The organism is Sinorhizobium sp. 6-70, assembly GCF_030124375.1.
Taxonomy (GTDB): domain Bacteria; phylum Pseudomonadota; class Alphaproteobacteria; order Rhizobiales; family Rhizobiaceae; genus Sinorhizobium.
Genome location: NZ_JASKLS010000023.1, coordinates 1 through 12,277, shown reverse-complemented (window position 1 = coordinate 12,277; position 12,277 = coordinate 1). Strand labels below are relative to the sequence as shown.

At 64.0% G+C, this 12,277-nt stretch carries 11 protein-coding genes and 1 pseudogene; 6 read left to right on the top strand and 6 right to left on the bottom strand.

The features are described 5' to 3' along the window. Positions 1-15: 15 nt before the first annotated feature. The 3 genes from QN222_RS28935 to QN222_RS28925 all read right to left on the bottom strand — a co-directional run bounded on the left by QN222_RS28935 (position 16) and on the right by QN222_RS28925 (position 3,145). Positions 16-663: a TetR/AcrR family transcriptional regulator gene (locus QN222_RS28935; protein ID WP_283963686.1), complete on the bottom strand. Its 648-nt coding sequence runs from the start codon at positions 661-663 to the stop codon at positions 16-18. A gap of 143 nt (positions 664-806) precedes the next feature. Beyond that, a complete protein-coding gene (locus QN222_RS28930; RefSeq protein ID WP_283963687.1) occupies positions 807-2,015 on the bottom strand; it encodes a metal transporter in 1,209 nt (402 codons plus the stop codon). Further along, entirely contained in the window at positions 2,012-3,145 is a 1,134-nt protein-coding gene (locus QN222_RS28925) for a multicopper oxidase domain-containing protein (protein ID WP_283963688.1), read from the bottom strand. Before QN222_RS28925 ends, QN222_RS28930 begins: the two co-directional genes overlap by 4 nt. A 172-nt stretch (positions 3,146-3,317) precedes the next feature. Between QN222_RS28925 and mntR the strand changes: the two genes are divergently transcribed. Continuing rightward, entirely contained in the window at positions 3,318-3,788 is a 471-nt protein-coding gene (mntR, locus tag QN222_RS28920) for a manganese-binding transcriptional regulator MntR (protein ID WP_283963689.1), read from the top strand. 66 nt (positions 3,789-3,854) lie between these two features. Here the strand turns inward: mntR and QN222_RS28915 are convergent, their stop codons facing one another. Further along, positions 3,855-4,706 (bottom strand): LysR family transcriptional regulator, encoded by an 852-nt coding sequence (locus QN222_RS28915; protein WP_283963690.1) that lies wholly within the window; start codon positions 4,704-4,706, stop codon positions 3,855-3,857. 85 nt (positions 4,707-4,791) lie between these two features. On the opposite strand from QN222_RS28915, the gene QN222_RS28910 reads away from it, so the two are divergent. From QN222_RS28910 to QN222_RS28900, 3 genes are all read left to right on the top strand, one after another. Then, positions 4,792-5,403: a cysteine hydrolase family protein gene (locus QN222_RS28910; protein ID WP_283963691.1), complete on the top strand. Its 612-nt coding sequence runs from the start codon at positions 4,792-4,794 to the stop codon at positions 5,401-5,403. Positions 5,404-5,548: 145 nt separating this feature from the next. After that, positions 5,549-6,811: a macrolide transporter subunit MacA gene (gene macA / locus QN222_RS28905; RefSeq protein WP_283963692.1), complete on the top strand. Its 1,263-nt coding sequence runs from the start codon at positions 5,549-5,551 to the stop codon at positions 6,809-6,811. 8 nt (positions 6,812-6,819) lie between these two features. After that, positions 6,820-8,763, top strand: a complete 1,944-nt coding sequence (locus tag QN222_RS28900; RefSeq protein ID WP_283963693.1) for a MacB family efflux pump subunit — start codon at positions 6,820-6,822, stop codon at positions 8,761-8,763. 114 nt (positions 8,764-8,877) lie between these two features. On the opposite strand, the gene QN222_RS28895 is transcribed toward QN222_RS28900, so the two are convergent. Continuing rightward, a complete protein-coding gene (locus QN222_RS28895; RefSeq protein ID WP_283963694.1) occupies positions 8,878-9,843 on the bottom strand; it encodes a hypothetical protein in 966 nt (321 codons plus the stop codon). A 513-nt stretch (positions 9,844-10,356) separates the two neighbouring features. On the opposite strand from QN222_RS28895, the gene QN222_RS28890 reads away from it, so the two are divergent. Then, on the top strand, positions 10,357-10,800 hold the full coding sequence (locus QN222_RS28890) for a TIGR02594 family protein (RefSeq protein ID WP_180938301.1): 444 nt from the start codon (positions 10,357-10,359) through the stop codon (positions 10,798-10,800). 171 nt (positions 10,801-10,971) lie between these two features. On the opposite strand, the gene QN222_RS28885 is transcribed toward QN222_RS28890, so the two are convergent. Continuing rightward, complete coding sequence (locus tag QN222_RS28885; protein WP_283963695.1) at positions 10,972-11,538, bottom strand: transglutaminase-like cysteine peptidase; 567 nt, start codon at positions 11,536-11,538, stop codon at positions 10,972-10,974. 196 nt (positions 11,539-11,734) lie between these two features. On the opposite strand from QN222_RS28885, the pseudogene QN222_RS28880 reads away from it, so the two are divergent. Then, positions 11,735-12,277, top strand: a pseudogene (locus QN222_RS28880) (hypothetical protein); the annotation flags it as partial.

Here is a 12,277-nt window from a genome sequence, read left to right as displayed (position 1 = left end):
GTTTGAGACCCGCCGCTACCCTTTCTTGCCGTAGAGCGTAAGAAAGGCGTCGACCGCCCGCTCCGCCCTGCGGCTGAAACCCTTCTTCATCTCGCTTGGCTCCTCGCCGAGCAGCATCCGCAAATGCCAGTCGGAAACGACGAGACCGTAAAGCGCACCATAGGCCTCCTCGCCATCGTCGAAGGCGAGAAGCCCCGCCTTGCGGCCGGCTTCGAGCAGCGCGCCGGCGCGCCGGCCGATCTGGCGGCGGCCGCGCTCCTGCAACATGTGGCCGAGCTTCGATCCCTCACGGCTCGCCTGACCGATCGCCAGCCGGTTCAGCGCCAGCGACACGTCGCCGGCAAGCACGTCTAGCAGGTCCCGGGCAAAGGCAACGAGATGCCGGCGGAGGCTCTCCGCATCCAGCGCCCCGGCGGAAACGTCGAGTGTCCTGACCTTGCTCGCCTGGTAGCTGATCATCGCCGAAAGCAGCCCGTCACGATCGCCGAACCATTTGTAGAGGCTTTCCTTGGAGCAATTGGCGGCCCGCGCGATGCCCGCCGTCGTCAGCGCCTTCTCGCCGCCGTCAACAAGCAGTCTCAGCGCCTGTTCGAGCACGACGCCCTGACGCTCGGTCAGACCGCTTCCGGCACTTGCCCCCCTGCTCTCCAAGACACCCTGCACTTCGCCATCGCTCCGTCAGTACCGTACGGTACGGTTCGCATGTTTTTAGTGCGGTGGCACGGGAGCGTCAAGGCGATTTTGTGAAGAAATGTATGCGGCGGGGAAAGTGCCAGCAACCGGTGGCCAGCCATGCGTCTCGACGGTCAGACCTTCACGAGCATCGCCGTCCCGTACATGAAGGCGACGCCCGTCGTCAGCCCTGCGACCGTGGCCGGCGCGAGGAGTGCCGTTGTCCCACGTCCGTCGGACCGCATCAGATAGGCGGCGACCTCGACCATGACCTGCAGTATGGCCCCCGCTCCGACAGACAGAGCCAGGGCCGACCATTGTGGCGCGTAGGCAAGGCTGCCGATCCAGAGGCCGACCACCGCGGGTCCTCCGGCTAGCAAGGCCAAGGCTGCAAAAGCCCAAAGAGCCGGCCGCTTCTTCAGCAGCGGCGCCGAAATTCCGATACCTTCGGTAATGTTGTGCGCCATGAACCCCAACACCAGGAACGAGCCCAAACCCGCCGCGCCTGTCGCGAAGGCCGCACCGATGGCCAGCCCTTCGCCGAGATTATGCAGGCCGATGCCGAGCGCGATGAAGGTTGCAAGCGCCAGCCCGCTCGGCGCGCCCTGACGTCTGCCGACCGCCATCAGCAGAAGGAAGCTGGCGGCCGCCGCAAGCCAGACCATCGCCTGCCCCTGGAAGATGGCGGCGGCCTCACCTGCAAGCTCGAATGCTTCTTGCGTGGCATCGACGAGAAGGAACGCCAGCAGCCCGACGGTGAGCGAAAGCAGGAAATCCATGCCGTCACGGCCGACGCCACGGAGCGCGGGATAGAACGTCATCCCGATCGCCACGGGGACAAGGCCGACAAGGACACCGAGCAGCGCTTGCGACAGGAGGCTCGTGGCGTTGTGCGCCGGCTTCGGCACGGCGACTGCGATTTGGTGCTCGAACGTCGCCCCCGTGTTGGTGACGATGTTGATCGCGTGCGCCTCCCCCAGCACCCACGGGAAGGGCAAATGAATCCAGGCCGTCGACCCGCGGCTGATCGGTCCCGGCGGATCCTGCGTGAACTGCCAATAGGCGTCGTCGACCTGGACCTGGGCGATCGTCATCGGCTGCGAACCGCCGGCGCGGACGAGGACGCGGATACCGTCATCCGACAGGATCGTCCGCTCGAAGGTCAGGGTCTCGACCGGCGGCGCGCCGTTACCGAAGCGCGACAAGGGATTCGCGGCCACCAGCCAGACGATCGCAAGGCCAAGCGCCGCCATCGGCAGGATGAGCCACAGCAGCGCCGCACGGGATTTCCGCGCCCGGTGGACGACTGGGTCGGCTGCCGCTATGCGGGAGACCTCGTTCATGCGATCGCCTCCACGACATCGAACATGCCCGACCAGCCGAGTTCGGTGAACTCCGACTGATGCGGATGGAACATGTAGAGGCCGGGCTCGTGATCCTTGAAGGAAAATTCGATGATGCCGCGCTGGGCCTGGCACTGGGTGATCAGGTCCACCGTCTTGAGAGTCGGCGTCAGGGTCGTTCCTTGGTCGAAATAATCGAAGAAATTGCCGTGCAGGTGGAACGAGTTGATCGGGTCGAATTCGACGACATTGGCGAGATAGATGCGGACCGGCCTGTCCCGCACGATCCGGATCGGCCGCTTCATGTAGGCATGCGCGACCGTGTTCACCGCATAGACTTCGTTCTCGTTGTCGAAATTGGTGTCGAAGCCGTTCATCACCATGGCGAACTCTTGCCATTCGGCGTTTTCCGGCGCGCCGAGAAGACGGGAACGGGCAATGTCGGTGAGCTCTGGGTGCCTCTCGGGATCGGGATCGATGACGAAAAGGCCGTACATGCCCTTCTGGATGTGCCGCTTCAGCGGAAGCGCATGGCAGTGGTAGAGATGGCAGCCGAACGGCCGCGCGTCGAATTCGTACACGAACTCGTCCCCGGGATCGATCAGGCCCGCGCCGGGAACGCCGTCCATGCGCGCCGCGTGAATGCCATGGAAGTGCATTGAATGAGGGTGCGAACCCAGGTTCCTGAACACGATCCGTAGCCGGTCACCCTCGGTCGCCCTGAGCGAGGGGCCGGGCACCCGCCCGTTATACGTCCACGCCGGGAACATGATGCCGGGTGCGATTTCGATTTCCTTGTCGACCCCCTCCACCTCGAAGGTACGAAGGACCCGGCCGTCGGGCAGCCGGGAAACGGTACCCGTATCCCACTCCGTCAGCAGCTTCGCGGTCTCGAAGCCATTGCGCGTTTCATCGACCTCACCGACGGTGATCATCGCGCCGTGGGCGGAACCATGGCCCGGGAGAGGTGAAGCGGCCGTATGCGCCGAATGGTCGGCCAGATGGTCGGCCAAATGGTCGGATTGAGCGACGGACGATCCGCTCGCAGCGATAACGCTCCCGCCGGCGGCCGTGACGCCGCCCCAGAGCAGTCCACGTCTGGTGATTTCAAACGGCCCCCATTTGGTCATGCGGGCACTCCATCGTTAGTACGATCAAATAAAATAAGCACAAGACAGGAAATATAGCAATGGCTAAGTTATGGGTCCGTTCCGGTGCGCGGGAGTTTGCAGGCGGTGAGACATTTTTAGCCGTTGCTATGATTCCGACGGAGGCCTACGATGTCCTGCGAGGAGCCATGCGATGTCCGACCAAACAGCCCGATCCGAAGAAATCACGATGCCCCTTATCGACCCGGAAACGCAGGTCGAGAGCTTCCGCCAGACCCGGAGCAACCGCCGGACCGAGCTCGTCGAGGACTATGTCGAACTGATTGCCGACCTGATCGATGACAACGGCGAGGCAAGGCAGGTCGAGATCGCACAGAGGCTGGGCGTCGCCCAGCCGACGGTCGCGAAAATGCTGAAGCGGTTGGCTGCCGAAGAATTGATCGTCCAGCGGCCATACCGTGGCGTTTTCCTGACCGCCGCCGGACGGGAAATCGCCGAAAGGTCGAAGGCGCGCCACGAGATCGTCGTGTCGTTCCTCCTCGCGCTCGGCATCAGTCCGGCCACCGCTCGCATCGACGCCGAGGGCATCGAGCACCACGTTAGCGAAGAAACGCTCGAAGCCTTCGGGCGCTACATCCGCCGCGCGGCCCGCAAGGCGCAGTAGTAGTCAAGTGCTGCTCCTTTGCGCGTCTGGTAAGACGCGTGGCGCTGTAGTCACCTCATCGCCGTCTCAAGATCGCCAGCCATGCACCGCCGCCTCGACGAAGGCGGCGACCGCAGCGACGCTCGGCACGCGCGCCCTTTCGGGATGGATCATCAGATAGACCGGTCGGTCGGCCATGGCCGCCGCTTCGTCGACGATCTCGAAGCGCGGATCGTGCCGGGCGGAGAGTTCCGGCAGCATCACCTCGGCGCCGAGCGCAAGTGCCGCCTCGGCGAGGATCTCCAGCTTGTCAGCGGTGAGCACCACGCGGGCCGCCGGTCTTGCCCGGTCGAGCGCCAGCATTTCCGGTACATGCGCAAGCGTATCGCGGTAGCGCACGACCGGATGCTCGCCCGGCGGAAGGCCGGCGGGGCGGCAGAGCCGGAAGCGGATCGCGCCGATGCGCTTGATCCGGGTCGTGTCCTCGCCGGTGCGGCCGAGGCGCACGGCAATGTCCGCCTCCCGGCGCTCGAAGCTCAGCGCCTGATCATCGGCCACGAGGTCGAGGGTGATGCCGGGATGGCTGCGCTCGAGGTCGCAGAGCGCCGGAGCGATGATGCGGCCGAGAACGAAGCTGACGCTCGTTACGCGCACGTGGCCGTGAAGCTCCGCCGTCGCCCGCTTCAGCGCTGCCATCGACAGCGACGCCTCCTCCGAAATCGTCCGCAGCCGATCGAGCACCGTGGCAAGCACCGGCGTCGGCGCAAGCCGTCCGCCGATGCGGTCGAAAAGCGCCGTCCCGATCCGCCGCTCCAGCGCCGCGAGCCGGCGTGCAATCGTCGTCTGGTCGACCCCGAGAGTGCGCGCGGCCGCACTCAGCGTCCCGCCGCGAACGATATGGTCGAGCAGTTCGAGGTCAGCCCAGCTCTCTGCATTCATGCAGGTTTTTCTCCGAAAACTTCGACTTCTTCGGCGGTCTCGCAGAGCATAGGGTGAAGCATCCGAACAGGCAATGGAGCCCGCCATGACGACCTCGCCCTTTACCCTCTTCTCTCTCGCCGGCCGCGAGCCCGCGCCACCGGCGCTCGGCGAGACCACGCTGATCCTTATCGACTATCAGAACGAGTATCTTTCCGGACCGCTGACGCTCGTCGACGCGGAAGCCGCCGTCGGGCGCGCCGGTGTCCTGCTTGCCGCCGCGCGGCAGGCCGGTGCAAAGATCATCCACGTCGCGCACAAGGGTGCGGCCGGCGGCCCGTTCGATCGTGCCGCCGAACGGGGCGCCTTCATCGATGCCTTGAAGCCGCTCCTCACCGAAGCGATCGTCGAAAAGCCGCGTCCGAACGCCTTCTCCGGCACCAGCCTTGCCGACCTCGTCGGCCCCTCGGGCGCCAAGGTCGTGATCGCCGGTTTCATGACCCACAATTGCGTGTCCTCGACGGCGCGCGCCGCGCTCGATCTCGGTTACGAGATCACCGTCGCGGGCGATGCCTGCGCCACCCGCGACCTGCCCTCGCCGGCAGGCGTCGTCACAGCGCGTCAATTGCATATCGCCGAACTTGCCGGACTCGCCGATCGCCATGCCTGCGTCACCGACGTCGCGACGCTCACGGCCCGGAAAGGTGACGCAGCCTAAGCTGTTGGTGAAGATGACATTTCGGGCGTCGGCCATCCGCCGGCGCCTCGCCCACATTACAAAAATATAATGATCTCAATGCTTTTCGCTGATCGAGTTCATCTCTATTTTGAGAAGCAATGAATGGAAGCGAAGCGGTGAGGCCATGAGCAAGGCAGCGAAGACGATCAGGGACGAGGCGACGGCGCTCAAGCCCACCCCCGCCAACGTGCGTGTCATCCCGGCAGCCGCGCCGCCGGTTCGCCGGAAACGCCGCTCGCGCCTCTGGATCGCCGTGCCCGTTATCCTCGCCGTGCTCGGCGCCGGCTATTATGCCTGGAGCCAATACGGCTCCGAGCCGACGACCGCCATGATCACGCAGGTCGTCGCTCGCGGCGACATCGAGGACAACGTCACCGCCGTCGGCACCCTCGACGCCATCAACTCCGTCGATGCCGGCGCACAGGTTTCCGGCCAGTTGCAATCGCTGCATGTCGAGATCGGCGACAAGGTCGAGGCAAACCAGCTCGTCGCCGAGATCGACCCGGCCACGATCGAAAACCGCATCGAAATCGACCAAGCGGAACTCGCCTATCTCGAGGCGCAGCTCGTCTCGAAGAAGGCGCAGCTCGTGCTGAAGCAGGCGAATATCGAGCGGCAGCGAAATCTGGTCGCGACCAACAGCGTCTCGCAATCGACGCTTGACCAGGCGGTCGCCGATCATGCTGCCGCCGGCGCCGATGTGAAAGCCATCGAGGCCCAGATCCGCAAGCAGAAGGCGACGCTCGCCGGCGACAAGGTCGATCTCGGCTACACCAAGATCTATGCGCCGATGGCCGGCACGATCGTCGCCAATCCGGCCAAGGAAGGGCAGACCTTGAACGCCAACCAGACGACGCCGACGATCGTCACCATCGCCGATCTTTCGACGATGACGGTGAAGGCGCAGGTCTCCGAGGCTGATGTCGGCAAGCTCAGGATGGGCATGGACGCCTATTTCACCCTGCTCGGCCAACCCGGCAAACGCTTCACCGGCAAATTGCGGCAGATCCAGCCGATGCCGGACACGGAAAACAACGTCGTTCTGTACTACGCCCTCTTCGACGTGCCCAACCCGACGGGCGAACTGATGATGTCGATGAGCGCCCAGGTCTTCTTCGTCGAGGCTGCGGCCAAGGACGTCCTCGTCGTCCCGAGCGCAGCGATCCATGCGAACGGCGAAGGCAAGGCGCAGGTGACCGTCGTCACGCCCTCGGGCGCGACCGAGAACCGCGCCGTCGAGGTCGGCATCCGCAACCGCGTCAGCGCCGAGATCGTCAGCGGTCTTGAGGAAGGTGACCGCGTCGTCGTTGATGCGGCGTCCGCCTCGACGGGCGACAGCGCCCGCGGTAACCGTGCGCGCGGCATCCGCATGCCGCCGATGTTCTGAGCGCGCCCATGACCACGCTTCTCTCGCTCAGGGACGTCAGCAAGACCTATTTCAACGGCGATCTCGCCGTCGAGGTACTGCACGATATCTCGCTCGATATCGAGGCCGGCGAATTCGTCGCGATCATCGGCCAGTCCGGCTCCGGCAAGTCGACGCTGATGAACATTCTCGGCTGCCTCGACCAGCCGACCTCGGGCGAATACCTGATCGATGGCGAACGGGTCTCCGGCTTCGACGGCGACGAGTTGGCGGCGCTGCGCCGCCGCACCTTCGGCTTCGTCTTCCAGGCCTACAACCTGATCCCGACCGCGAGCGCCAGGGAGAATGTCGAGGTGCCGGCCGTCTACGCCGGCATGCCTGCGCGCGACCGGCACGACCGCGCCGAGGACCTGCTGAAATCGCTGAAACTCGGCGAGCGGCTTGACCATCGGCCGAGCCAGCTTTCCGGCGGCCAGCAGCAGCGCGTCTCGATCGCCCGGGCACTGATGAACGGCGGCCGCGTGATCCTCGCCGACGAGCCGACCGGCGCGCTCGACAGCCAGAGCGGCGACGAGGTAATGGCGCTCTTGCGCGAGATGAACGAGAACGGCCACACCGTGATCGTCATCACCCATTCGCGTGAAGTCGCCGAACAGGCCGACCGGCTGATCGAAATCCACGACGGTCGCATCATCGCCGACCGGACGAAGAAGGGGCGCAGCAATCCGGAGGCCGCGGTCGGTCTCGCCCAGCGCACGCGCGAAGGCTTCGCCGCGATCGCCGATGTCTCCGAGGCGGTGAAGATGGCGATGCGGGCTTTGCGCGCCAACCTCTTCCGCACCATCCTCACCCTGCTCGGCATCGTCATCGGCGTCGGCTCGGTGGTCGCCATGCTGGCGATCGGCACCGGCGCGCAGGACTCCGTCTTGAGCCGCATCTCCTCGATGGGATCCGATCTACTCCTTGTGCGCCCAAGCATGGCCAATTTCCGCGGCAGCGCCGGCGGCAGCAACGTCACGCTCGTGCCGGCCGATGCCGACGCGATCCTGGAGCTGCCGAACGTCGCCTTCGCCGTGCCGGAAATGACGAGCACGGTCACGCTCAGGCGTGGCAATGTCGATTACCAGACGACGGCCAACGGCACGGTGCCGCAATTCACGACGGCGAAATCCTGGAGCATCGGCCGCGGCGAGTTCATCAACCGCAACGACATGGAAAGCTACGCACCCGTCGCCGTCCTTGGCGAAACCGTGGTGAAGACGCTGTTTGCGGACGGGTCCGACCCGATCGGCCAATATGTGCTCGTCAACAAGATCCCTTTCCAGGTGATCGGCGTGATGAGCGAAAAGGGCGCCAGCGCCGGCGGCAATGACCAGGACGACGTGGTCCTCGTGCCGCTGACGACCGGCAGCATGCGCATCTTCGGGCAGCGCAACATCCGCACGATCACCGTCGAGGTGAAGGACTCTTCCGCCATCGACCTGACGCAGGATCGCATCCAGGCGCTGCTCAACGAGCGGCATAAGAGGGAAGACACCCAGATCACCAACATGTCATCGGTGCGAGAGGCCTTCACCGAGACGTCGAACACGATGAAGCTCTTCCTGGGGTCGGTCGCGGCGATTTCCCTGCTCGTCGGCGGCATCGGCGTCATGAACATCATGCTGGTCAGCGTCAGTGAGCGGACACGCGAAATCGGCGTGCGCATGGCGACCGGCGCGCGCGAGCGCGACATCCTCGTGCAGTTCATCGTCGAGGCGCTGGTCGTTTCCGCGATCGGTGGAGCGATCGGGGTCGCTGCCGGACTGGGCACCGGCGCCCTTGCCAAGACCTTCGGCATGCCGGTGAGCTTCACCATCGGGCCCGTGGCGCTCGCCTTCGCCTGTTCCTTCCTCACGGGCCTGCTCTTCGGCTTCCTGCCCGCCCGCAACGCCTCCCGCCTCCAGCCCGCGGTGGCGCTCAGCGCGGATTAATCCGGATGAGAGGTTGTGCTTTCCTCCCTGCATGACGCCGTGGAAGGCGGCGGCGCATCGTGGCCGGTGACCGGCCAGAGGATGATAAATCCCGGGAAACGTGCCCGCCCGATTTCACACCGACGGTTCCATCACCGCGATGAATTTTTGCGCCAGATCCTGCGACGCAGCCTTCCGCGGGTGGAGCTCGTCGTTCCACCGCCCCTGTACGATGTTCTTGAGGTTGACGACGGTGACATTGTCCTGAGCGCGCTCGATGCGTTCGAGCATGTCGTAGAGACGGTCAACGAGATGGGTGAGAATGCGTTCGATCAGCACGCCGTCGCTCGTCAGGTTGAAGCCGCGGCGGGTGAAGGGCTGGCCCAGCCACGGGCCGTTCGCCACCGGCGTCGGAACGTCGTAGCCATGGACCAGCATCTGAGTCCGCTTCGGGGTCGACAGGATCGCAACATCGCGCGCGATCTCGTTATAGCCGTCCTCGAGCGACCGCACCTTGCGATCGAGGACATCCAGGCGGAGAAAACTTCTCGGATCGCCGGGCGTGCCGGAGGTCCGCGGCCGCAGCAGCTCCGTCAGGGCGCCGCCGCCAAGGATGTCGTTGCCGCCACCCGAAAAGATGAAGAAGTCGAACGAGGCGGATTTCACGAGCTGGCGGTAATCCTTCTTCTGCCGCATCTGCTCGAACGTATCACCCGGATAGGCGACGTTCTGGGCGTAGTAGCGCCCCTCGAGGATATCGAAAAATGTCGGTGCGTAGCCCGCCAGCGCCGACAGCGGCCAAAGGATGTTGATCCAGGAATCGCCGTCCGCGCAGATGCGGACGCCGCTTGCCTTGCGCGCGGCCATCGTGTCTGCGGGCAAGGCCGAAGACTGCAGCGCACGCACGGCCTGTTCGTCCGTCAGGTAGCGGCCTTGCGCGTCCTTGACGTGGTAGACGAGACAGATTCCGGGGTCTTTCTCGAGAAACACCGACGCGGTGCCGGCAGCGTCCTTGGTCGCCTTCCGGCTGCCCTCACCCACATCTGCCTCGGCGGTCTTGCCGCCGGTCTTCCGCGGTTTTTTCCGCTTCGCGCTTACCATCGCCGCGCCCCCGAACAACCGGAAATAATTAACACATATCCGGGTGCTGGAACAGATCGGCGCAATCCTGGATAGATCCGCTTCGGCTGCTCAGGACAGGCCCTCTGAGGTGCGTGACGCGGAGAAATGGCGCGAATGGAGCCATTGCCACAATTTTGCTTCACGCAGCCGGCAAAGTCCGCTCGCTATCCAGCGGATGGCAGGGGAATACCGAATTTTTGTTTCGTTAGAGTTGGGCCAGAACCTCTCGGTTCGCCCGCCTGTTGGGGCCGTGTTGCAGCGTTCGACGCAATACGGGAACGTCACCGTTCTGCGCGCTGGATAGAGAAACAGAACAAGAGCGGACTCGGCTCGGCCGAGCCCGACGGTGTCCTATTGCGCGTTCGAGCGAGCGCGCAATAGCGTTCTAGTGCTTTGATTCCAAAGCACTTTACTCGCTTCCAGCGTCTCCGCATAGAGGCGGACGGCTCGAGCAGTGAACGCACACCGAAAAATGGCAAGGAGACTCAAGCCATGAGGGTTATAGCGTTTCTCGCCGCAATGTATGTCGCCTTTACAATGCCTGATACGGCTACCGCCGGCATGTTGGCCCAGGCCCAGCAATTTACCGGATTGCATGAAGTCAAGAACAACAGGCGGCTGCGCGCCGCCCTCGGCATAAACCCCGCCCGCACGCCATGGTGCGGCCATTTTATGGGCATGATTGCCCGGAAGTCCGGCCGACAGCCGCCCAAAGCCTATAGTTTCGCAAGTTCATGGCTGCACTTCGGTGCGCCCGTGCGCCTCGCCTACGCGCGTCCAGGCGACGTCATCGTCGTGCGCACCGGTCGCGGCTATCACGTCGGGATCCTCTCCGCCCTATCCAGGTCGACCGCACAACTGATCGGCGGCAACCAATCGGGGCGCGTTCAGTTGTCGCAGTTCAGCCGAAGACAGGTCGTCGCCGTAAGAAGATAGCCGCGAGAAGGCGGCCACGAGCGTTTGCGCCCGCATCTGCACTGTCGGAACCGTCTGACAGCCGCCACTGCATGTTTCCTTAAATCGGAGCCGATCTAGGGATAAAACATGCAGCAATTCGAAGTGCTACAGCGCCCCGCGTGTCTCATAAGACGCGCGCGCTGTAGCGCCTCAGATCCTCTGCGCGCCGTCGATCCGCTCCCAGCGGCGGCCGTTCGATTGAGACTGGCGGGCGAAATAGTCATAAGGGGTCCTCGACCAGTCGCGAACCGAGTTGGTCATGTTGTCGAGGACGAGATCGCCTTCGCTGGTACGCACGGTCAGCACCGTGTGCCCCTCGCCGCGATAGCGGGCGACCGTCAAGAGCAGCGCCGATGCGGGCCAGCCGCGCTTGAGCAATTCGCGCTTCTTCAGAATGGCGAAATCCTCGCAGTCACCGTAAGCCGTGGGCACGCGCCAATCGTCATCCCGGCCGACATTTGCCAGATCGCTTCGCTCCCTGATGCGCGCATTGACCGCGCGGTTGATCTGCTGCAGCTCGCTCGCCTTTTCCGGATGCAGGACGACCAGCTTGCTTCCACCGCCGGTGCTGCACAGGCGCGGCTCGCGCGTGCAGAACGAGGAGAAGGCCGGTGGCGCGAAAGCCTTGCCGCCGGTCCTCATCGTCGTACCGGCATCGGCCACCTGCGGCATCACGAACAGCAACAGAGATGCGGCCTGGGCGATGAAGAATTTCATGAAATTTCCCTCCAACGGCGGGCGTAACGCTCCCGAGCCCAACTACACATAATCAATGGGGATTAACTCAAGGTTGATTAACCCGAAATTGGGCGATGTTATGGCCCTACTACTAATAATTCGTAACTTGACCGCTTCGCGCTTTACGCGAATTATTTACTACTTATTTCAAATATTTATTTGTTGGAGTTGTGTAATGTCTAAGTTAAACAAGTCCGCATTAAGAATTTTCTTTATCCTCTCAACAGCATCAATAGCATCAGTAGTTCTCACGACGGACGCGAATGCGGTACAGAGACAGCGCATGACTGCAAAACAATGCGGCTCGCTGACGGAAGATAACTTCGCGGCCTGTTGCGTAGCGCTTAACCGCTCAAAAATCCTCACACCTGCACAAATCAAAATGTGCCCTCCACTGTCGACAGCAACTATAAAGGGTGCCTCGACTGGCGGAGATGAGCGCAGCGACGCCAGTCCGCCCAAAGGCAGTGGTGGTGGAAAAGGCAGCGGCGGCTCCGGCGGCAGCGGCGGCTCTGGCGGCAGCGGTGGTACCGGCGGTGGCGGCGGCAGCAGCCCTCCCCCTCCTGACGACGATGATGGCGGCGGCAACAATGGCGGCGGCGACAACGGCGGCGGCGGTGACAACGGCGGCGGCGGCGACAACGGCGGCGGCGGCGACAACGGCGGCGGCGGCGACAACGGCGGCGGCGGCGACAACGGCGGCGGCGGCGACAACGGC